Raw genomic sequence first — 21,979 nt, 5'->3', positions numbered from 1 at the left:
GAAGAAAAAATGTTCATTCCACTTTCGCCGCGCGCGGCCGAGCTGAAAAAGAAAGTCGCGGCCTTCATGGACGCAAATGTCTATGCCGCGGAGCCGGTCTATGCGCGCCAGCTCGAAGAGCAAGGCGACCGCTGGAAAAGCCCGCCGATCATGGACGAACTGAAGAAGAAAGCGCGCGCGGAAGGCTTGTGGAACCTGTTCCTGCCGAAAGCCGAACATAAGGACGGCCTCACCAACTACGAATACGGCCAGATCTGCGAGATCATGGGCCGTTCGCCGATCGGCCCGGAAGCGTTCAACTGCTCCGCGCCGGACACCGGCAACATGGAGACGATACTCCGCTACGGCACCAAGGAACACCATAAGCAGTGGCTCGAGCCGCTGATGGAAGCGAAGATCCGTTCCTGCTTCGCTATGACGGAGCCAGCGGTTGCGTCGTCGGATGCCACCAACATCCAGTCCGAAATCAAGCGCGACGGCGATCACTACATCATCAACGGCCGCAAATGGTGGACCTCCGGTGCGAACGACCCGCGCTGCAAGATTGCGATCTTCATGGGCCAGACCGATCCCAAAGCGGAATTGCACAAGCGCCAGTCGATGGTCCTGGTCCCGATGGACACGCCGGGCGTGAAGGTGCTGCGTCATCTCGACGTGTTCGGGTACGACGACGCGCCGCACGGTCACGCGGAAGTTGTATTCGAAAACGTGCGCGTGCCGGTCTCGAACATCCTGCTCGGCGAAGGCCGCGGCTTCGAAATCGCGCAAGGCCGGCTTGGACCGGGCCGTATTCATCATTGCATGCGCGCCATCGGCTCGGCCGAACGCGCACTGGAACTGATGTGCCAGCGTTCGGTTTCGCGCACGGCCTTCGGCAAGAAGCTCGCCGAACACAGCGTAAACCGCCACTGGATCGCGGAATCGCGCATGGACATCGACCAGGCGCGGCTGCTCACGCTCTATGCCGCGCACAAGATGGACGAACTCGGCAACAAGGAAGCGCGCGCCGAAATCGCGATGATCAAGGTGGTGGCGCCGAACATGACGCAGAAGGTCATCGACCGCGCGATCCAGATGCATGGCGGCGGCGGCGTATCGTCCGACTTCCCGCTGGCAAAAGCGTGGGCCGGAAACCGCACGCTGCGCCTCGCCGACGGCCCGGATGAAGTGCATCGCGAAACCATCGCCAAGATGGAATTGAAAAAATACATGGCGACCGGCGGCAACGCGCGCTGAACGCCGTTCACAAAGAAGAAAAAGCCCGGCCTCCAAAGCCGGGTTTACCCGGCTTGAGCATTGAATATGCCGATGTCGGGTAGATCCGACATCAGTTGCCGGGCTTTTTTATTTTCTAGCGCGCCTTGCTTACGGCGCGATGGTCACGCCGCCATCGACCACGATCACTTCGCCGGTGATGTAGCTCGCCGCGGGTGACGCGAGGAACGCAGCCACGCCGCCGATCTCGTCCGGCTCGCCGATGCGCCGCAGCGGCGTCTTGGCATTGCGCTCTTTCGCAAGCTGCTCGTTTTCCCATAGCGCGCGGGCGAAATCGGTCTTGATGAGGCCCGGCGCAATGCAATTCACGCGAATGTTCTTGTGGCCCCATTCCTGCGCGTAGTTGCGCGCGAGCGCGAAGTCCGCGGCCTTGGAGATGCCGTAGGTGCCGATCATCGGCGAAGCGCGCAGGCCCCCGATCGAGGAAATAATGATGATCGAGCCGCCGCCCTGCTTCGCCATATCGGGGATTGCGAGATTGCAGAGCCAGACGTTGCTCTTAACGTTCGACCCCATGATCTTGTCGAACGCCTCGTCGGTAATGTCGATCATCGGCCCGAACGCCGGGTTCACCGCGGCGTTGCAGACCAGAATGTCGAGGCGGCCGTATTTATCCTTGGTGCCTTTGACCAGCGCCTCGACTTCGCTCCTGCGCGAGATGTTGCAGGGGATGACAGTCGCCTCCCCGCCGTCGGCGCGGATCGCCTTGGCCACCTCCTCGCAGGCGTCGGCCTTGCGCGAGGACACGACGACTTTCGCGCCAAGGCCGGCCATCGTCTCCGCAATCGAACGGCCGATGCCACGGCTGGAGCCGGTGATGAGCGCCACTTTCCCTGCGATGTCGAACGGCGATTTCATTCTTCTTCCTCCGGTTTGCGCAGGATTCAACCACTTTCGCATCCCTTGTCCACCTTGGCCGGCGAAGTGCCGCAAAGCGAAAGGTTGTGAGGTTACGGTTTCGCAGGCTACTGTCCTGCAAAAATCAAGGTGCCTTGGGGGACGGAAATGCGCAGTTCGCTTCGGAATACGGCTATCGCCGCACTCGTGGTATTCGCGGCCGGCATTTCCGAGGCGAGCGCCGCCGAGATCAACGGTGCCGCGCTCGGCCTCGCATGGGCGCTTCCTTTCGCCGGCGTCCTGCTTTCGATTGCGTTGTTCCCGCTGCTCGCCCCCCATTTCTGGGAACACCATTTCGGAAAGATTTCCGCGCTCTGGGCCGCGCTGGTTCTGATCCCGCTCGCGCTGGCCTACGGTTTCACGCCCGCGCTAAACGCGCTCTCGCATACCGCTTTCCTCGAATACATTCCGTTCATTCTGCTCCTGCTCGCGCTGTTCACGGTGGCCGGCGGCATCGTCGTATCCGGAAACCTGCACGGCTCGCCTGCAACCAACACGGCGCTGCTCGGCATCGGCACCGTGCTCGCCAGCATCATAGGCACCACAGGCGCCTCGATGGTGCTGATCCGTCCGCTGATGCGCGCGAACGACGACCGCAAGCACAACGTGCATGTGTTCGTCTTCTTTATCTTTCTGGTTTCCAATATCGGCGGCTCGCTGACGCCGCTCGGTGACCCGCCGCTGTTCCTCGGCTTCCTGCGCGGGGTCGATTTCTTCTGGACCACGACGAACCTGCTTCCCGAAACCCTGTTTTGTGCGGGTGTGCTGCTTGTTGGCTTCTTCGTGCTGGACAGCATCATCTACAAGCGCGAAGGCCATCTTCCGAAAGATCCGACCCCGGACAAGCCGGTCCGCGTGCGCGGCGGCATCAATTTCATCCTGATCGGCGTCATCATCGCCGCGATCTTGCTGAGCGCGAAAGTGAAGCTCGGCACCTTCACCGTGCTCGGCACCGAAGTGGCGGTCCAGAACGTCCTGCGCGACCTCACGATGATCGCCGTGACGCTGGTCTCGCTCTGGCTTACGCCGAAATCGAACCATGAAGCGAACGGCTTCAACTGGGGACCGATTCAGGAAGTCGCCAAGCTGTTCGCGGGTATCTTCATCACGATCATTCCCGTGCTGGCGATGCTGCAAGCCGGGCGCAACGGCGCGTTCGCGCCGCTGGTCGCGCTCGTCACCAACCCGGACGGCAGCGCAAACAACGTCGCCTACTTCTGGCTGACGGGAGTGCTTTCCTCGTTCCTCGACAACGCGCCGACCTATCTCGTGTTCTTCGAGCTTGCGGGTGGCGACCCGCAGAAACTGATGACGAGCGGCGCACTCACGCTGACCGCGATTTCGGCAGGCGCGGTGTTCATGGGCGCGAATACCTATATCGGCAACGCGCCGAACTTCATGGTCTACGCGATTGCACGCAACGGCGGCATCAAGATGCCGAGCTTCTTCGGCTACATGCTGTGGTCGGGGCTGATCCTCGTGCCGCTGTTCATCGTCACGACCTTCCTGTTCTTCCGCTGACGCCGCGCGTCACGGACGCATCGGCGCGGCGCGCGGGCCTGGCTTTCGCAACTTCGCGGTGAGGTTTGCGAACTCGCATAGCAGTCTTCGCGTGTCGCGCGGATCGACGATTTCCTCGACCATGAACGTCTCGGCGGTACGAAACGGCGAGCGGAAACGATTCAGCCGCTCGACGATTTCCCCCATCAGTTTCACCGGATCGGTGGAAGCCTCCAGTTCCGCGCGATAGGCGGCCTCGATACCGCCCTCGATCGGGAGCGAACCCCAGTCGCCGGAAGGCCATGCGAAGCGATAATGCAGCTTCGTGTGGTTCGTATGCGCAGCGCCTGCAACGCCGAAACTTTTGCGCACGATCACCGAACATTGCGGCACTTCCGACTGATAGATCGCGGCCAGCGCGCGTGCGCCGTGGCGGATGGTGCCCGCCTTCTCCGACTCCGGCCCGATCACAAAACCCGGCACGTCCACCAGATTGACGAGCGGCAGGTGAAACGTGTTCGCGAGATCGACGAAGCGCGTGACCTTTTGCGCGGCGTCGGCGGTCCAGCAGCCGCCGTAAACGAAAGGATCGCTTGCCAGCAGCGCAACCGGCCAGCCGTCGAGCCGCGCCAGGCCCGTGATCGCTGGCCCGCCGAATTTGCGCGACATCTCGAAGAACGTGCCCTTATCAACGAGCGCGTTCACGATCTTCCGCATGTCGTAGACCTTGCGGCGGTCCTGCGGCACGGCGGCGAGCAGAAACTCCTCGCGCCGCGCAGGGTCGTCGTCCTGTGCAGCGCGTTCCGGCAATTCGTGAACGGATGACGGAAGATAAGAGAGAAAGCGCCGCGCACGGGCGAAGGCTTCCTCCTCCGTCTCCACCACGTCGTCGATGGCCCCGGCCTTTGCATGAATGTCCGCGCCGCCGAGTTCTTCCTTGGTCATGGTCACGCCGGTACGCGCGACCACCGGCGGCCCGGCGATGAACATCTGCGAAAGGTTTTTCACCATCACCGAATAATGGCTCGACGCCATGCGCGCCGCGCCGAGGCCCGCGACCGAACCAAGGCCCAGCGCCACGACCGGCACCTGGCCGAGATTATCGACCACGAAATTCCAGCCCGGATTGTGCGCGAGATACGTGAAGCCGAGCATCTCGATGGTCTTCACCGAACCGCCGCCGCCGGTGCCGTCCACGAGTCGCACGACCGGGATACGGAGTTCGTTCGCCATCTGCTCGGCGGAAACCTGCTTCTGCATGATCGCGGCATCACCCGCGCCGCCGCGCACGGTGAAATCATCGCCGCCGACAACGATGGTTCGCCCATCAATGCGGCCACGGCCGAACACGAAATTCGCGGGCTGGAAATCGAGCAGTTCGCCATTGTCGCCGTAGCGGCCCTTACCTGCGAGCACGCCGACTTCGTGAAAACTGCCGCTGTCGAGCAGCTTCTCGATGCGCTCGCGCACCGTGAACTTGCCTGCATCCTTGTGGCGTTTCACTTTTTCTTCGCCGCCCATCCGCTTCGCGAGTTGTTCGCGGCGGCGCATTTCCTCGAGTTCTTTTTCCCAGCTCATTTCCCTGAATCCATTACGGCGCTTGACAGAATACGGCGGCGGCCAGAATGCTGCGCAAGCCTACGCCATCCCGCGAGAGAAATGAAAATGGCCGAATTCGAAGTTCGCTCGGAAATGAGCGGGATCGTCCGCAAGATCGAAGCGCAGCCCGGCAGCCATATTGAGAGTGAAGGCACGCTGCTCATTCTCGAATGCATGAAGATGGAAATTCCAGTCCTCGTTCCGAAGGGCGGACGGGTAAAGGCTCTACTGGTCGAGGAAGGCGCGACTGTCGAGGAAGGGCAGAAACTCGCGGTTCTGGAGTCCTGAGCGTTAAGCAGATGCCGCGCTGCTTCTCACGCGATCCAGAATGTGCGCAGAAAACTTAGTGCGCGATGCCCAGATAAGCCTGCCGCACGCCGTCATCGTGCAGCAGCTTCTCGCCGGTGCCGGAGAGAACGATACGGCCGTTCTCGATGACGTAGCCGCGGTCTGCCATCTTCAGCGAGATGCCGACATTCTGCTCGACCAGCAGCACGGTCAGGCCGCCGCTGCGCAACCGCTGAATGGTGCGGAATAATTCCTGCACCAGCGCGGGCGCGAGGCCGAGCGACGGCTCGTCGAACATGATCAGTTCCGGCTGGCCCATGAGGCAGCGGCCGATTGCCAGCATCTGCTGTTCGCCGCCCGACATCGTGCCTGCGAGTTGTTCCTTGCGTTCGGCGAGACGCGGGAAAAGTTCGTAGACGCGCGCCAGCTCGCTTTGCATCTTGCCGCGCGCGCGCGGCAGCAACGCGCCCATTTCCAGATTTTCCTGCACCGAGAGCGAAGGAAAAATCTGGCGGCCTTCCGCCACCTGCCCCACGCCAAGATTGCAAACGACATAACTCGGTTTGCCGGTGATGTCCTCGCCCCTGAACCGGATGCGGCCTGCGCGCGGCTTGTGAATCCCGGCGATGGTGCGGATCAGAGACGATTTCCCGGCGCCGTTCGCACCGACGATGGCGACCAGTTCGCCCTGCTCCACGCCGAGCGAAACTCCGTCGAGCGCCTGTGCGTCGCCGTAATACAGAGAGAGATTCTCTACTTCGAGGATCACAGCGCTTCCTCGCCGAGATAACACTCAAGCACTTTGGGATCGACCGCGATCTGTTGCGGCGTGCCGCGCGAAATCAGTTCGCCGTGATGCAACACCACTACATTGCCGGAAAGCGCCATCACGGCACGCATGACATGCTCGATCAGGAGAATGGTGAGGCCGCGGCTGTTGAGATCGCGCAGCACCCGGACCATCTGGTCCACTTCGGTCGGCCGCAGGCCCGCCATCACTTCGTCGAGCAACAGAATTTTCGGCCCCGTCGCCAGCGCCCTCGCAACTTCGAGCCGCTTGCGGTCGGGCAGCGTCAGCGTCGCGGCGAGCTGATCTGCCTTCGGCGCGAGGCCGAGCGTTTCCAGCACCTCGTCCGCCTTGGCGCGCGCCTGTGTCACCGTCGCGGCATCGTTCAGCGCGCCCACCACGACATTGTCGCGCACCGACAATTCCGGAAACGGCTTCACGATCTGGAAGGTACGCCCTACGCCCGCATTGCAAATCTGGTCGGGACGCTTGCCATCGATCCGCTCGCCGTCGAGGCGGATTTCGCCGGTGTCGGGCTTATAGACGCCCGCGATCATATTGAAGCAGGTCGTCTTGCCCGCGCCGTTCGGTCCGATCAGTGCGACGATTGCGCCCTGCGCCACCTCGAACGAAACGTCATGCACCGCGCGAAGGCCGCTGAAACTTTTCGAGATGTTCTTTACTTCGAGCAGCGCCATCACGCACCGCCCTTCGCATCGAGCTTCAGCCACTTCTTGATGCGCGGCCATATGCCTTCGGGCAGGAACATCACGACCAGCAGCAGACAGAAGCCGTAGAACACCTGTTTCACGCCCGGCAGATCGATGCCGAGGCGCAGCATCACGTCGCGCAATCCTTCCGCGAGACCCGTCAGCACGAACGCGCCGACCACCGGCCCAACTAGCGTGCCGATGCCGCCGATGATGGGGCCGAGGATGATCTCAATGGAGCGGTTGATGCCGAAGACTTCGTGAGGGAACAGGTTGTTGTAATAGAACGCATAGATCACGCCGCCGAGCGAGGTCATCGCCGCAGACAGCACGACCGCGTACATCTTGTAGGCGAAGGTGTTGATACCGAGCGCTTCCGCCGCTTCCGGGCTTTCGCGGATCGCCTGCCAGTAATAGCCGGCGCGGCTGCGCAATAGCAGGCGGCAGGCGATGAATGCCGCTACCGTCATCGCGAGCAGCAGATAGTAGAACATGGTCGGGCTGCCGCGCAGATTCAAAAGATCGTTCTGCTGGTAGTTCTCGACCTTGAGGAACAGGCCCGACGTGCCTTCGACGTAACGGAAATGCTCGAAGCCGATACGCGCAAATTCGGCAAACGCGATCGTGAGAATCGCGAAGTAGACGCCCGACACGCCGAAGCGGAAGGCGAGAAAGCCGATCACCGCGCCCGCCAGCGCCGAGACCGCCACCGAGAGCCAGAGACCAAGCCACGGCGTCACGCCGAATTTCACATAGAGCGCGGCAGAGGCATAAGAGCCGAGGCCAACATAAAGCGCGTGGCCGAGCGAGAGTTGTCCCGCAAAGCCCATCATGATGTTCCACGCCTGCCCGACATAAGCGTAGAACAGAATCGTGATCAGGATGCTGATGAGATAACTGTTCACGATGTAGGGCGCGGCCAGCAACACCGCGAACACAAGCGCCAGCGCGAGCAGCGCGCCACGGGAAACGCCGTCGAACAACGCACTTCTCATGCCGGTTTCCGTCCCAGGATGCCCTGCGGGCGGAACAGCAAGACGAGCACGAGAATCGCAAAGGCGAACATGCTTTTCGCGGACGGCGTGAGGATGAGCCCTCCAAGCGCTTCGGTGAGGCCGATCAGCAGGCCGCCAAGTAGCGCGCCCGGCATGGAGCCGAGGCCGCCGGTAATGACGATGACGAATGCGATCAGCGTGTAGCCGGGTCCCGCGGTCGGCGTGACGTCGGTGACGATGGTCAGCATCACGCCCGCCGCGCCGACGCAGGCTGCACCAATACCGAAGGTGAGCGCGTAGAGGTGCTTCACGTTCAATCCGACGACGAGCGCGCCGTTATAGTTGTCGGCGCAGGCGCGGATCGCCTTGCCGACCAGCGTCAGCCGGAAGAAGGCGAACAGCGCGGCGGTGACGATCAGCGCCGCGACGGCCGCGTATACCTTGCCGGCATCGACGATGATGTTGTGGCCGAGATCGAAGCTATCGAAGGAATAAGAGGTCGTGATGCCCTTCGAATCCGGCCCGAAGGTCAGCAGCAAGCCATTGACCATGATCAGCGCGACCGCGACCAGCAGCATGAACTGGCTATGCTCTGGCCGGTTGATGAACGGGCTGATGATGACGCTCTGCATGACATAGCCAAGCGCGAACAAAATAACCGCGATCGGGAGCATCATCAGCAACGGATCGAGTCCAAGCGCGGCGAACAGCAGGATCGCGAGATACATCGCAATCGTCATCATCTCGCCATGCGCGAAATTGACCACGCGCACCACGCCGAAAATGACGGATAGTCCGAGCGCCATCAGCCCATAGACCAACCCGGTCAACAGGCCGCTGATCGCGACTTTTATGTAAAGCTCTACGGGCACGGGCGGTGTCCGGTTATGCGAACGCTCCGGCCGGTTTCACCGTGCCGGAGCGTTGCGCGCGAGAGACTTAGCGCTTGTCGTAGGGTTTCATCGGGAATTCAGCGGTCGCATTCGAAGCAACCTTCGGTGCAACGGTGACGAGCTTGCCCCCGCGGTTCTGAATACCCGAGTTCTTCAGGAACGAGTTCTGGCCCTTGGCATCGAAGCGAATGCCATCGCCCGGAGAGACGTTGTCCTTGATGTTCGTGGTGCGGATCGCGTCTGCCAGCGCCTTCGGATCGGCGGAGCCGGCACGCTTGTAGGCGTCCGCGGCGATGAGCAACGCCTCGAAGGTGTAGACGTGGTTGGTGTTGAGGTTCACGCCTGCATGCGCTTTTGCGAGGGCAGCTTCGAGCGCCTTCGCGAGCTTTTTGTTCGGATCGTACCAGGGCACGAAGCTGATCGGGCCGTCGGAAAGTTTGCCCAGCGTTTTCAGATACTGGTCTTCGTACCAGCCCGGACCCATCGAGAGCACGGCCAGCGGCGACCAGCGCTGCTTGACCATCTCGCGGGTGAGCAGGATGGCGTCGTTCAGGCGGCTGACCATGAGCAGGGCTTCCGCGCCGGTGGCCTTCGCTTTCGCGATTTCGACCGAGAGGTCGCGTGCCTGCGCGTCATAGGCGATGGTTTCGGTGATCTTGTAGGGAAGATCGGGGAATTTCGGCATCACGCCGGAGATGCCCTTCTGCATCGCCGTGCCGAAGGTATCGTTGACGTGCATGAACACCGCCGACTTCGGCGCCTTGCCCGCGGCCTTGAAGATTTCGATCTGGTTGGCGAAGCCGTCAGAGAGCAACGCGCCCGCGGTCGGGAAGTTGCGGAACACGAACTTGTAGCCCTGTTCCGTGATCGCGGGAGCCGCCGCGATGTTGATGATGTAGGGAATCCCCTTCTGTTCGGCGACCTGCGCAATGGCAGTGGACTGACCGGAGTCGAACGCGCCGACAAGAAGCTGCGCGCCTTCGTTGATGAGACGCTCTGCGCGCGAGCGCGCGACCTCGACGTTGGTTTCGGTATCGGCGTTGATGATCTGCAGCGCCGGAAGTTTCAGGTCTTTCAGGAGACCCGCGGTGACGTCCACGCCGCGCTGGCAATCCTGCCCGATGCCGGCCTGCCCGCCGGAACGCGGCAGCAACACGCCGACTTTCAGCGGCGCGTTCTGCGAACGGACGATGTTAAACGGAGCCGTACCGGCAACGATGCCTGCCGCGCCGAGACCGGCGCTGAAGGTGCGTCGCGAAATGCGCTTTTTCGAACTGGCGGTCATTGTTTTCCTCCCTCGGAATATTTTTTTGCAGTTTGCGCTGTGGCCAGCGAAATTGTCGATGGTTATTTGACATTACAATCGCTGCGGTCAGCGACAGAAGCCTCTACCGTCGTTATGAAATATAATACATATAGGTAGCAAAGCGGCAAGCGGCTCAAACTCCACGGTAAATCTGCAGTAGTTTGCGGCTGCGAACGATTTTCCTGGTTCGAATCGCTCCAAAAGCGGCTTGCCGGGCGGCCAACCTGCCATATACTTCCTGAAGCTGGGATCGGGGAAACGACGTGGGCCGCACCGGCGCAACCACGCAGCCATCGCCAGACAGGGAGAGAACGTCATGCCGCGCAGTCCGAAGCTGTCTCGTCGTAAGATTCTGAAACTCGCAGGCGCGAGCGCGGCGGTCGCCGCACTGCCGTTTGCACGCCCCGCCATCGCGCAAGGCGCGCCGCTGAAAGTCGGCCTGCTCCTGCCCTACAGCGGTACCTTCGCGGCACTCGGCGTTGCAATCACGAACGCCATGGAATTGTACGTAAAGCAGCAGGGCGGCAGCCTCGCCGGACGCAAGATCGAATTCGTGAAGCTCGACGACGAGTCCGCGCCGCCGAAGGCGACCGAACTCACCACCAAGCTGATTCAGGGCGAGAAGGTGGACGTGCTGGTCGGCACCGTTCACTCCGGCGTCGCGATGGCGATGGCGAAACTCGCACGCGAAGCTGAAATCCCGACGCTGATCCCGAACGCGGGCGCGAATGCGCTGACGCGCGCGCAATGCGCGAAGAACATCTTCCGCACTTCGTTCGGCAACAGCCAGGTCGGCTATGCGACCGGCCTTGCCATGCTGGAAGCCGGCATCAAGTCAGTCGTCACCTACACCTGGAAATATGCCGCGGGCGACGAGTCGGTCGAAGGTTTCAAGGAAGCCTTCACCAAGGGCGGCGGCAAGATCATCAAGGAACTGGGCCTGCCGTTCCCGAACGTCGAATTCCAGGCCGGCATCACCGAGATCGCCTCGCTGAAACCGGAAGCGGTGTATTCATTCTACGCGGGCGCGGGCGCGCTGAAATATATCAAGGACTTCTCGGCCGCGGGCCTGAAGAACTCGATCCAGCTCTGGGGTCCGGGCTTCCTCACCGACGGCGTCGAGAAGGCAGCCGGCGCGGACGGCGACGGCGTGAAGACCGCGCTGCATTACGTCGACTCGCTCGACAACGCGGAGAACAAGAAATTCCGCGAGGACTATAACGGCGCGTTCAAGATCTTCCCGGACGTCTACGCGGTGCAGGGCTGGGACACGACGCAACTGCTCGACATCGGCCTGAAGGCGGTCGGCGGCGACGTCGCAAAGAAGGACGATCTCTACAAGGCGATGCGCGGCGCTTCGTTCAAAAGCCCGCGCGGGCCGTTCAAGCTCTCCGCTTCGCAGAACCCGATCCAGAACTTCTACCTGCGCGAATTGAAGGGCGGCGAGAACAAGTTCATCAAGGTCGCCGCGACCGACGTTTCCGACTCGACGGCAGGCTGCTCGATCGCCTGATCGCCGGCGTTCAGATTGCGCAAGCGGGGGCCAAAAGCCCCCGCTTGCCGCTTCCAGCGAGGGGGCGCTGGATTCATGGAACTGTTTCTGATTCAGCTTCTGAACGGAATTCAGTACGGGCTGCTGATTTTCCTCGCCGCCAGCGGGCTGACGCTCGTGTTCGGCATCATGGGCGTCATCAACCTCTCGCACGGCTCCTTCTACATGTTAGGCGCCTATTGCGCGGTGACGCTCACCGCCGCGACGGGTGATATTTTCCTCTCGCTCGCGCTCGGCGTACCGCTCGCTTTCCTGTTCGGCATGCTGATCGAGTGGCTGTTCATCCGTCATCTCTATGACCGCGACCACCTGCAACAGGTGCTGCTCACCTTCGCGCTCATTCTTATTTTCAACGAAGTGCAGAAGATCGTGTGGGGCAGCCACCCGTTGAGCGTGCCAACGCCCTCCTATCTGGCGTGGAGCATCCCGATCTCGTCGGTGCAGAACTATCCGGTGTACCGGATCGCGGTCGCCGCACTCTGCGTCGCGCTGGCGCTGGCGATGATGTTCGTGATCCAGAAAACGCGCGTCGGCCGCATCATCCGCGCGGGCGAATCGAACCGCGAGATGGTGGAGACGCTCGGCATCGACTCACGTCTTCTGTTTCGGTTCGTGTTCGCCGCGGGCGCGGCGCTCGCCGCCACCGCCGGCATCATCGCTTCGCCTCTGGAGAGCGCCTATCCGGGTATCGGCGAACCGGTGCTGATCGTCTCTTTCGTCGTCGTGGTGATCGGCGGGATCGGCAGCGTGAAGGGCGCATTCGTCGGCGCGTTGCTGATCGGCGTGGCGGACGCGCTCGGCAAGGTATTCCTGCCCGCGTTCTCCGCCAGTATGATCTACGCGCTGATGGCGGCGATCCTGATTTTGCGCCCCGGCGGCCTGTTCGGACGGACGGCCTAGATGCTCGCGCGCCCTTCGCTCGCCATCACGCTGTTCCTGATCGCGCTCGCGGCCTACGCGCTGGCGTTGCCGTTATTCGGCAGCACGTTCGCGCTGAAATTCATCACCAAGATCATGGTGTTCGGCATCTTTGTGATGAGCCTCGATCTCCTGATCGGGATTACCGGTCTGGTCAGCTTCGGGCACGCGATGTTCTTCGGCATCGGCGCCTATGCGCTTTATTTCTTCTCGCCGGTTTCCGCGGGCGGTAATGGCCTCTGGATTTTCCCCGCCGCCGCGTTGCTCGCGGGCGTAACCGCATTGATCGTCGGCGCAGTCGCCGTGCTGACGCGCGGCTTCTACTTCATCATGGTGACGCTCGCCTTTGGGCAGATGTTCTATTCGCTGTTCCACGACACCAAAATCGCGGGCGGTTCCGACGGCGCCTATATCAACGTGCGCCCGGTGCTCTCGCTCGCGGGGCAGACGTTTCTCAACTTCTCGAACCGCAACGCGCTGTTCTACTTCTGCTTCGCCGCGCTGATTGTCTCCTATCTGCTGTTGCTATGGCTGGCGCGCTCGCCGTTCGGCCGCGTGTTGCAAGGCATCCGCCACAACGAGCAGCGCATGGGTGCGCTCGGCTTCAACACCTACGCCTACAAGCTCGCGAGTTTCACCATCGCGGGCACCTTCGCCGGTTTTGCGGGCGTGCTGTTCGCTGCGATCGACGGCTACGTGCCGCCGCAACTGCTGGAGTGGCACGAGTCCGGCCTTGCGATCATGATGGTGGTGCTGGGCGGCGTCGGCACGCTGTTCGGGCCGGTGCTGGGCGCAATCATCTATTCGCTCGCACAGGACTTTCTCAAGAGCGCCAGCCAGATCAACGCTTTCCTCTCGATGTTCGCCGGTCCGGAATGGGGGAAGTTTCTCGGCAGTAAAGTCGCCGCGCACTGGCCGATTGCTATGGGCCTGTTCCTGATCGCCGCCGTGCTCTCGGCGCCGCGCGGCATCGCCGGATTTCTGGAGCGGCTGTTTCCGCCGAAACCCGCACGGAACGCCGGCGGCAGCGTAGCGAAGGAAGCGCACAAACCCGCGCCCGCAATGTCGCTCGAAGTGGAGAAACTTTCCCGCGCATTCGGCGGGCTGGTCGCGGTGAACGGCGTCAGCGTGAAATTCGCGCCGAACAAGGTGCACGGCATCATCGGGCCGAACGGCGCAGGCAAGACCACATTCATCAATCTCCTGTCCGGCGCGCTGAAGCCGACCGAAGGCAACATCCGCCTCGAAGGCGAGGAAATCGGCGCGAAGCCGAACTATGCCATTGCCCGGCGCGGTCTTGGCCGTTCGTACCAGCGCACCAACGTCATCCTTGCCTTTACCGCGCGCGAGAACTGCATGCTCGCGGCGCAGGCGAGGAAGCCGGACCTGTTCCAGCTTCGCGATCATGCGCGGACGGAAAACGAAATTGCGGTAAGCCGCGCGCTGCGCGCTGCGGGCATTGCGGAAGAACGCGCCGATATTCGCGCGTCGAACCTCAGCCACGGCGAACAGCGGCAATTGGAGATCGCCATGCTGATTGCGTCGGGCGCGAAACTCCTGCTGCTCGACGAGCCGCTCGCCGGGATGGGGCCGGAAGAAACCGGCCGTGTCACGTCGCTGCTGCGCGAACTCAGCGCCGACCACACCATCGTGCTGATCGAGCACGACATGGATGCGATCTTCACCGCCGCCGATACCCTCACCGTGCTGGTGGAAGGGAAGCTGCTCGCGCATGGTACGCCGCAGGAAATCCGCGCGAATGCGGCCGTGCGCGAAGCCTATCTCGGCGACTGGGGACAGGAGCGCGCATGAGCACGACGCCTGTCCTCGCCGCCGAAGGCATCAATACGTTCTATGGCCGCAGTCATATTTTGCGGAACGTCAGCTTCCATGTGAACGCGGGCGAAACCGTCACGCTGCTTGGCCGCAACGGCATGGGCAAGACCACCCTGCTGCGCACGCTGATGGGCCTCGTGCATCCGGCTTCGGGCCGCATCGCATTGAACGGGGCGGACGTCACTTCGCAACGCGCTTCCGTGCGCGCGCGTTCGGGTCTGGCGCTGGTGCCGGAGGGACGCGGGATATTCCCGAACCTGACCGTCGATGAAAACCTCACCTTTGCTTCAAGGAAAGGCGGCTGGGATTTGCAGCGCGTCTATTCGGTGTTCCCGCGTCTTGCGGAGCGCAAGCATCATTGGGGCAACGAGCTTTCCGGTGGCGAACAGCAGATGCTTTCCATCGGTCGCGCGCTGATGACGAACCCCTCGATCATTCTGCTCGACGAGGCGACCGAAGGCCTCGCCCCGAAGCTGCGCGACGAAATCTGGAATACGGTGAAGCAGATCACCGCGTCGGGCATCGCGGCGATCATCGTCGACAAGAACCTGACCGACCTGCTCGCGCTCGCGGACCGCAACACGATCATGGCCAAGGGCGAGATCGTGTTCGATGGCACATCGGCGGCACTGCGCGCCGACGAAGCGCTGATCCACCGCCACCTTGGCGTCTGAGGTTACGCGCTACGGCGCGACGTGACCGCCTTCGGATAATCGATCAGCGAGGTCAGCTCACGGAGACTCTGCTCGGGTTTGCGGCCGGCGGTATCGAGCACGCGATCGGCCTTGGCGTAGAGCGGCTCGCGGCTGCGCAGGATCGAAACCAGATCGTCCATCGCCTTCGCGTTCTCGGCCATCGGGCGAAGATCGCCCTGCTCGATCACGCGGTTCATGTGCTGGTCCGGCCCGGTACGCACCCAGACCGTGAAGCACGAGGTCAGCAGCAATTCGTAGGTCGCAGGCTCGGTGACGAGGCTGCCGCCGGTCGCAAGCACGAAGCGCGGATTATCCGCGAGAACTTTTTCCAGCGCCTCGCGCTCGAAACGGCGATAGGTCGGCTGCCCGAACATCTCGAAGATTTCCGAGAGCGCCATGCCGCTCAGTTTCTCGATCTCGCGGTCAAGCTCGACGAAAGGAATACCGAGTTCGGTTGCGAGCAATTTACCGAGCGTAGACTTGCCGCCGCCGCGCAATCCGATCATCGCGACACGCCCGCGACGATCCTCGCGGCTCGGCCCGCCGAAGCGCGACAGCAGCAGGTCGCGCGCTTCCTTGCGCTCGACGGGCGAGAGGCGGTCGATCAGTTGTTCGAGGAGTACGTGCTCGACTTCACGTTCGGGCCGGTCGTCGATCAGTTCGGCCACCGGCACGCCCATCGCCTTCGCGATCCGGCGCAGCAACACGATGGAGCAGTTGCCCTTGCCGAGTTCGAGTTGCGCCAGATAGCGCTCCGACACTTTCGATTGCCGCGCGAGGACTTTCCGCGACATGGCGCGGCGCGCCCGCGTGGTGCGCACACGCTCGCCGAGCTGGGCGAGAAAATCCTCGCTCGGCAGTTCTTTTTCTTTCCGTGCGGGACCGTCGGAGCGGTTGCGGGCCATTTGAACCCCTTAGCCAGAATGGCTTGCAGTATAATTCATGCCTTCCTAGGATGGGAACAGGAAAATCAGGGGCAAACCCTGCCCGGATGAAAAATTGGAATTATTCTTCATCCAACTCGCGCCGGAACGAAGCGCGGAAAACGGGAGAGCCGGAGGAATGAGCAGCCTCGAAGCCATCGCGGCAAGGCGGGCCTATAACGCCGCAGCCGATTTCGTCGATGCGAATGTAGCGCACGGACGCGGTGCGAAGATCGCGTTCAAGGAAGGTCCGCGCGCGCTAACCTACGGCGATTTGCAAAAGGATAGCTGCCGCTTCGCCAGCGGCCTGTATGCCCTCGGCTTCGAACGCGAAGCGCGCGTCGCGATGCTGGCGCTCGACGTGCTGGAATTTCCGATCGCCTTCTGGGGCGCGATCCGCGCGGGCATCGTACCGATCCCGCTCAACACGCTGCTCAATACCGAACAGTACGGCTACATGCTCGAAGACAGCCGGGTGCAGGCGCTGGTCGTTTCGGATGCGCTCGCGAAAGTGGTGGAGCCGATCATCGGCAAACTGCCCGCGTTGCGCGCCGTCATCGTGATCGGCGACCCGAACTCGATTTCGACGGGCAGCGTGCGGAAGATCCCGTTCGCGGACGTGCTGGCGAAGGGAAAACCGGAAGTCTGGACCGCACCGACGATTTCCGACGAGGTCGCGTTCTGGCTCTATTCGTCCGGCTCGACCGGGGCGCCAAAGGGCACCAAGCACGTTCATTCGAGTTTGATGTTTACCGCGCGCTCCTATGGCGAACAGGTGCTCGGGATCCGCGAGGACGATGTCGTCTATTCCGCGGCGAAGCTGTTCTTCGCCTATGGCCTTGGCAACGCCATGAGCTTTCCGATGGCGGTCGGCGCGACCACGATCCTGCTTCCCGCGCGACCGACGCCGGATGCCGTATTCGACATCATGAAGCGCGAACAGCCGACGATTTTCTACGGCGTGCCGACGCTCTACGCCGCGTTGGTCGCCGACAAGAACATGGGCAAGGGCGCGGGTTCCGGGCGGCTGCGCATGTGCGTTTCCGCAGGCGAAGCGCTGCCCGCGCATGTCGGCGAAAGCTGGAAGCAGAAAACCGGCGTCGACATTCTCGACGGCATCGGCTCAACCGAGATGCTGCACATCTTTCTCAGCAATCGGCCCGGTGAAATCCGCTACGGCACGTCCGGCAAGGCGGTGCCGGGCTATGACGCGAAAATCCTCGACGAACACGGCAAGGAATGCGGCACCGACGAGATCGGCGAACTGGTCGTGCGTGGCGCTTCTTCCGCCGAGGGCTACTGGAACCAGCGCGAGAAATCGCGCCGCACCTTCGCGGGCGAATGGACCTATACCGGCGACAAATACGTGCGCGATGCGGATGGTTTTCTCCGCTGCTGCGGACGCACCGACGACATGTTCAAGGTAAGCGGCATCTGGGTTTCGCCGCTGGAAGTCGAGGCCGCGCTGATCTCGCACGAAGCGATCCTGGAGGCCGCCGTAATCGGCCGCGAGGACGACGACGGATTGCTGAAGCCGAAAGCCTATATCGTGCTCAAGCAGGGCTTCACGTCGGACGACGCGCTGTTCGAGGCGTTGCGCTCGCACGTCAAGGACAAGGCGGGGCCGTGGAAATATCCGCGCTGGATCGACGTGAAAACCGAACTTCCCAAAACCGCGACCGGAAAAATCCAGCGCTTCAAGCTGCGCGACGAAGACGCCGTGAAGGCTTCGTAAGCAGGAGCGCCCATGGAACGGATGCTCGATATCGGCGGGCGCAAGATCGAAGCCGCCTTTTTCGGCCCTTCGCCGGATAAAGCGCCGACGCTGGTGCTGCTGCATGAGGGGCTGGGCTGCGTCGCGATGTGGCGCGACTTTCCGGAGAAGCTCGCAAAGGCGAGCGGTTACGGCGTGCTCGCCTATTCGCGCTTCGGTTACGGGAAGTCTTCACCCGCGCCGCTGCCGCGCCCGCTCTCCTACATGCACGACGAAGCGCTCGCAGTGTTGCCGCAGGTGCTCGACGCGGCGGGAGTAAAAAAAGCCGTACTGGTTGGCCATTCTGACGGCGCGTCGATCGCCGTGATCTATGGCGGCGGCGCGCAGGACTTTCGCGTGCGCGGCCTCGTGCTGATGGCGCCGCATTTTTTCGTCGAGGACGTTTCGGTCAAAAGCATCGCGGCAGCGAAAGTCGCCTACGAGACCGGCGGCCTGAAAGCGCGGCTCGCGAAATACCACGGCGAGAATACCGAAAACGCTTTTCGCGGCTGGAACGACGCTTGGCTCGACCCGGAATTCCGCGACTGGAACATCGAGGAATACATCGCAACCATCCGCGTACCGATCCTGCTGATCCAGGGCGAGGACGACGCCTACGGCACGCTGAAGCAACTCGACGCCTGCGAACGCGAAGCCTACTGCCCGGTCGAGCGGCTGGTGCTGGCGCGCTGCGGGCACGCCCCGCAGATCGAGCAGCCGGAAGAAACGCTGCGCGCCATCGCGGATTTCACCAACAGGCTGCTCGCGGTCCACGAGGGCCTGCGGCCCGCGGCGGCCTAAGGATTTGGGATTCAAGGCCAATCCACACCTATGAACTTTATTGCATGGGCATCTTGCAATCGCGATGCAGGCTGCCCTAGAACAATGCAAAATAATGCATAGGGCCTCCGCAAGGCCACAGACAGGGAGCTGGACGCCATGAAGGCGATCGACTGCCAGACCGAGCCAAGCCGCTACCGGCACTGGAAACTCGAATTCGACGGCGAGGTCGCCAACCTCATCATGGACGTCGACCCGGCAGGCGGGTTGTCGAGCGACTACGAATTGAAGCTCAACTCCTACGATCTCTCGGTCGACATCGAACTGAACGATGCGATCCAGCGGCTGCGCTTCGAGCACCCGGAAGTGCGCGCGGTCGTCATCAAGTCCGGCAAGGAAAACGTGTTCTGTTCCGGCGCGAACATCCGCATGCTCGGCAAGGCGACGCACGGCCACAAGGTGAACTTCTGCAAGTTCACGAACGAAACGCGCCTCTCGATCGAGGACGCCAGCGAGAACTCGAAGCAGCATTATCTCTGCGCGGTGAACGGCACCGCGGCGGGCGGCGGCTACGAACTCGCGCTTACCGCCGACCATATTATGCTGATCGACGACCGCCGTTCGGCGGTGTCGCTGCCGGAGACGCCGCTGCTCGCGGTACTGCCCGGAACGGGCGGCATCACGCGCGTCACCGACAAGCGCAAGGTCCGCCGCGACTATGCGGACTTCTTCTGCTCAACCGAAGAAGGCATCCGCGGGCAGAAGGCCGTACAATGGCGGCTGGTGGACGAGACCGTGCCGAAGTCGAAGTGGAACGACGCGGTGAAGGAGCGCGCGAAAGAACTCGCCGCAAAGTCCGACCGTCCGAAAGAAGCGAAGGGCGTTGCCCTTACTACGTTAGACCGCAAGATCGACTATGACCGGATCGTCTACCCGCATGTCTCGGTGGAGATCGAGCGCGAGCGCAAACTCGCAACCATCACCATTCGCGCATCGAAGGAAAAAGCGCCTGCTTCCACCGCAGAAGCGCTCGCGCAAGGCGACAAATTCTGGCCGCTCGCGGTTTCGCGCGAACTGGAAGACGCGATCCTGCATCTGCGCTTCAATGAACCGGCCATCGGCCTCCTGCTGTTCAAGACCGAGGGCGACGCGCAAAGCGTGCTCGACTTCGACAAATTCATCGCCGCGAACCAGAACGACTGGTTCCTCCGCGAAGTGCGCCACTACATCAAGCGCACGCTGAAGCGCGTCGATGTAACGTCGCGCAGCTTCGTTTCCCTGATCGAACCCGGCACCTGCTTCGCCGGGATGCTGGCCGAACTCGTGTTCGCGTCCGACCGCGCGCTGATGCTGATCGGCCAGCGCGAAGGCGACAACAAGCCGCCCGCCGCGATCATGCTCTCGGAAGCGAACTTCGGCCTCTACCCGATGGGCAACGGCCTGACTCGCTTAGAGACGCGCTTCCTCGGCGAGCCTGCGAGCGTCGAGCGCGCGAAAGCGAAACAGGGCGCGAAGATCGAAGGCGATGAGGCGGTCGAACTCGGCCTCGTCACGTTCGCTTATGAAAATTTCGACTGGGACGACGAGATCCGCGTGATGCTGGAAGAGCGCGCGAGCTACTCGCCCGATGCGCTGACCGGTATGGAAGCGAATATCCGCTTCGCCGGCCCCGAAACCATGGAAACCAAAATCTTCGGCCGCCTCACTGCATGGCAGAACTGGATTTTCCAGCGCCCCAACTCCGTGGGCGAACAAGGCGCACTGAAACTCTACGGCACCGGCATTCAACCGACCTACGACCGCGAAAGGGTGTGAAACAATGAACATCATGAACGTCGATTACGACGGCCTCATCCCGAACAACGTCAATCTCAACGGCGATCCGCGCGTGAAAGCCGCGCTGGAGAAGTGGCATCCCGGCTACCTCGACTGGTGGAACGACATGGGTCCGGACGGCTTTCAGGAGTCGCTGGTCTATCTGCGCACCGCCGTCTCGGTCGATCCGAAAGGCTGGGCGAAGTTCGATTACGTGAAAATGCCGGACTACAAGTGGGGCATCCTGCTCGCGCCGCAGGGCGAGGACCGCAAGATTCCGTTCGGCTCGCATGCCGGCGAAAAGGCTTGGCAGGAAGTGCCGGGCGAATATCGCGCGATGCTCCGCCGCCTGATCGTCATTCAGGGCGACACCGAACCGGCGTCGGTCGAACAGCAGCGCTTCCTCGGCAAGACCGCGCCGTCGCTCTACGACATGCGCAACCTGTTTCAGGTGAACGTGGAAGAAGGCCGCCACCTCTGGGCGATGGTCTACCTGCTGCAAAAATACTTCGGCGCCGACGGCCGCGAGGAAGCGGAAGCGCTGTTGCAGCGCCGCTCCGGCGACGAGGATACGCCGCGCATGCTGGGTGCCTTCAACGAGGAAACGCCGGACTGGCTTTCCTTCTTCATGTTCACCTTCTTCACTGACCGCGACGGCAAGATGCAACTCGAAGCGCTGGCGCAATCGGGCTTCGATCCGCTGTCGCGCACCACGCGCTTCATGTTGACGGAAGAAGCGCACCATATGTTCGTCGGCGAGACCGGCGTGGGCCGCACCATCGAGCGCACCTGCCAGGAAATGCAGAAGGCCGGTATCGAAGATCCGTTCGACATCAATGCCGTGCGCAAGCTCGGCGTGATCGACCTGCCGACGCTGCAAAAGAAAGCGAACCTGCACTATTCGCTGACCCTCGACCTGTTCGGCAATGAAATCTCGACGAACGCGGCGAGCGCGTTCCATGCCGGGATCAAGGGCCGTTACCGCGAGGACAAACTCGACGACGATCACAAGCTGGAATCGTCCACCTATCCCGTCACGCGCTTCAAGGACGGCCGGATCGTCACCGAGGAAGTGCCCGCGCTCTCCGCGCTCAACATGCGGCTGCGCGACGACTACGTCGCCGATTGCCAGGGCGGCGTGTCGCGCTGGAACAAGGTGATCGAGAAATACAACATCCCGTTCCAGCTCAAGCTGCCGCATGTCGCCTTCCACCGGCACATCGGCGAGTTCTCCTCGATCAAATCGGATGTCGACGGCAACGTGATCGACGAATCGAAGTGGGAGAAGACGAAGGACGAAGTGCTGCCGTCTTCGAGCGACAAGGACTACATCGAAAGCCTGATGAACCCGCAGTTCGAGCCGGGCAAGTTCGCGAGCTGGATCGTGCCGCCGAAAGTCGGCATCGACAACAAGCCGGGCGATTTCGAATACGTGAAGATCGCGTAACATCACGAAT

19 protein-coding genes are annotated in these 21,979 nt (G+C 62.2%); 11 read left to right on the top strand and 8 right to left on the bottom strand.

Annotated features, from left to right (window positions below):
- The first annotated feature begins 9 nt into the window (after window positions 1-9).
- Window positions 10-1,236, top strand: coding sequence for an acyl-CoA dehydrogenase family protein (locus KF794_00320; protein ID QYK45201.1), 1,227 nt, complete (start codon window positions 10-12; stop codon window positions 1,234-1,236).
- Window positions 1,237-1,365: 129 nt separating this feature from the next.
- Here KF794_00320 and KF794_00315 read toward each other — a convergent pair whose 3' ends face one another.
- On the bottom strand, window positions 1,366-2,133 hold the full coding sequence (locus tag KF794_00315; GenBank protein ID QYK45200.1) for a glucose 1-dehydrogenase: 768 nt from the start codon (window positions 2,131-2,133) through the stop codon (window positions 1,366-1,368).
- 147 nt (window positions 2,134-2,280) lie between these two features.
- On the opposite strand from KF794_00315, the gene KF794_00310 reads away from it, so the two are divergent.
- Window positions 2,281-3,693 (top strand): sodium:proton antiporter, encoded by a 1,413-nt coding sequence (locus tag KF794_00310; protein ID QYK45199.1) that lies wholly within the window; start codon window positions 2,281-2,283, stop codon window positions 3,691-3,693.
- Window positions 3,694-3,702: 9 nt separating this feature from the next.
- Here the strand turns inward: KF794_00310 and KF794_00305 are convergent, their stop codons facing one another.
- A complete protein-coding gene (locus tag KF794_00305; GenBank protein QYK45198.1) occupies window positions 3,703-5,250 on the bottom strand; it encodes a methylmalonyl-CoA carboxyltransferase in 1,548 nt (515 codons plus the stop codon).
- An 87-nt stretch (window positions 5,251-5,337) separates the two neighbouring features.
- Between KF794_00305 and KF794_00300 the strand changes: the two genes are divergently transcribed.
- Entirely contained in the window at window positions 5,338-5,559 is a 222-nt protein-coding gene (locus tag KF794_00300; protein ID QYK45197.1) for an acetyl-CoA carboxylase biotin carboxyl carrier protein subunit, read from the top strand.
- Between the two features lie 55 nt (window positions 5,560-5,614).
- Here KF794_00300 and KF794_00295 read toward each other — a convergent pair whose 3' ends face one another.
- The 5 genes from KF794_00295 to KF794_00275 form a co-directional block, all read right to left on the bottom strand.
- Entirely contained in the window at window positions 5,615-6,325 is a 711-nt protein-coding gene (locus KF794_00295; protein ID QYK46525.1) for an ABC transporter ATP-binding protein, read from the bottom strand.
- Entirely contained in the window at window positions 6,325-7,047 is a 723-nt protein-coding gene (locus KF794_00290; protein ID QYK46524.1) for an ABC transporter ATP-binding protein, read from the bottom strand. The genes KF794_00295 and KF794_00290 overlap by 1 nt, the downstream gene beginning before the upstream one ends.
- Complete coding sequence (locus KF794_00285) at window positions 7,044-8,051, bottom strand: branched-chain amino acid ABC transporter permease (protein ID QYK45196.1); 1,008 nt, start codon at window positions 8,049-8,051, stop codon at window positions 7,044-7,046. Before KF794_00285 ends, KF794_00290 begins: the two co-directional genes overlap by 4 nt.
- On the bottom strand, window positions 8,048-8,923 hold the full coding sequence (locus tag KF794_00280) for a branched-chain amino acid ABC transporter permease (protein ID QYK45195.1): 876 nt from the start codon (window positions 8,921-8,923) through the stop codon (window positions 8,048-8,050). Before KF794_00280 ends, KF794_00285 begins: the two co-directional genes overlap by 4 nt.
- A gap of 67 nt (window positions 8,924-8,990) precedes the next feature.
- A complete protein-coding gene (locus KF794_00275; GenBank protein ID QYK45194.1) occupies window positions 8,991-10,229 on the bottom strand; it encodes an ABC transporter substrate-binding protein in 1,239 nt (412 codons plus the stop codon).
- Between the two features lie 337 nt (window positions 10,230-10,566).
- Here KF794_00275 and KF794_00270 point away from each other — a divergent pair, with 337 nt between their 5' ends.
- The 4 genes from KF794_00270 (at window position 10,567) to KF794_00255 (ending at window position 15,230) form a co-directional block, all read left to right on the top strand.
- On the top strand, window positions 10,567-11,763 hold the full coding sequence (locus tag KF794_00270) for an ABC transporter substrate-binding protein (GenBank protein QYK45193.1): 1,197 nt from the start codon (window positions 10,567-10,569) through the stop codon (window positions 11,761-11,763).
- 75 nt (window positions 11,764-11,838) lie between these two features.
- Window positions 11,839-12,702 (top strand): branched-chain amino acid ABC transporter permease, encoded by an 864-nt coding sequence (locus tag KF794_00265; GenBank protein QYK45192.1) that lies wholly within the window; start codon window positions 11,839-11,841, stop codon window positions 12,700-12,702.
- Complete coding sequence (locus KF794_00260) at window positions 12,703-14,532, top strand: branched-chain amino acid ABC transporter ATP-binding protein/permease (GenBank protein ID QYK45191.1); 1,830 nt, start codon at window positions 12,703-12,705, stop codon at window positions 14,530-14,532.
- A complete protein-coding gene (locus tag KF794_00255; protein QYK45190.1) occupies window positions 14,529-15,230 on the top strand; it encodes an ABC transporter ATP-binding protein in 702 nt (233 codons plus the stop codon). Before KF794_00260 ends, KF794_00255 begins: the two co-directional genes overlap by 4 nt.
- A 2-nt stretch (window positions 15,231-15,232) precedes the next feature.
- On the opposite strand, the gene KF794_00250 is transcribed toward KF794_00255, so the two are convergent.
- A complete protein-coding gene (locus tag KF794_00250) occupies window positions 15,233-16,156 on the bottom strand; it encodes a helix-turn-helix transcriptional regulator (GenBank protein ID QYK45189.1) in 924 nt (307 codons plus the stop codon).
- A gap of 157 nt (window positions 16,157-16,313) precedes the next feature.
- On the opposite strand from KF794_00250, the gene KF794_00245 reads away from it, so the two are divergent.
- The 4 genes from KF794_00245 to boxB all read left to right on the top strand — a co-directional run bounded on the left by KF794_00245 (window position 16,314) and on the right by boxB (window position 21,969).
- On the top strand, window positions 16,314-17,909 hold the full coding sequence (locus KF794_00245; protein ID QYK45188.1) for a benzoate-CoA ligase family protein: 1,596 nt from the start codon (window positions 16,314-16,316) through the stop codon (window positions 17,907-17,909).
- A 12-nt stretch (window positions 17,910-17,921) separates the two neighbouring features.
- Complete coding sequence (locus KF794_00240) at window positions 17,922-18,728, top strand: alpha/beta hydrolase (protein QYK45187.1); 807 nt, start codon at window positions 17,922-17,924, stop codon at window positions 18,726-18,728.
- Window positions 18,729-18,866: 138 nt separating this feature from the next.
- On the top strand, window positions 18,867-20,522 hold the full coding sequence (gene boxC, locus KF794_00235) for a 2,3-epoxybenzoyl-CoA dihydrolase (protein QYK45186.1): 1,656 nt from the start codon (window positions 18,867-18,869) through the stop codon (window positions 20,520-20,522).
- Window positions 20,523-20,535: 13 nt separating this feature from the next.
- Window positions 20,536-21,969 carry a benzoyl-CoA 2,3-epoxidase subunit BoxB gene (boxB, locus tag KF794_00230; GenBank protein ID QYK46523.1) on the top strand — a complete coding sequence of 478 codons (1,434 nt, stop codon included), beginning with the start codon at window positions 20,536-20,538 and terminating at the stop codon, window positions 21,967-21,969.
- Window positions 21,970-21,979: the final 10 nt, after the last annotated feature.

It is taken from the genome of Xanthobacteraceae bacterium, assembly GCA_019454205.1.
Taxonomy (GTDB): Bacteria; Pseudomonadota; Alphaproteobacteria; order Rhizobiales; family Xanthobacteraceae.
Note: the sequence above shows the minus strand (reverse complement) of the source record. Positions and strands in the feature narration are given on the sequence as shown.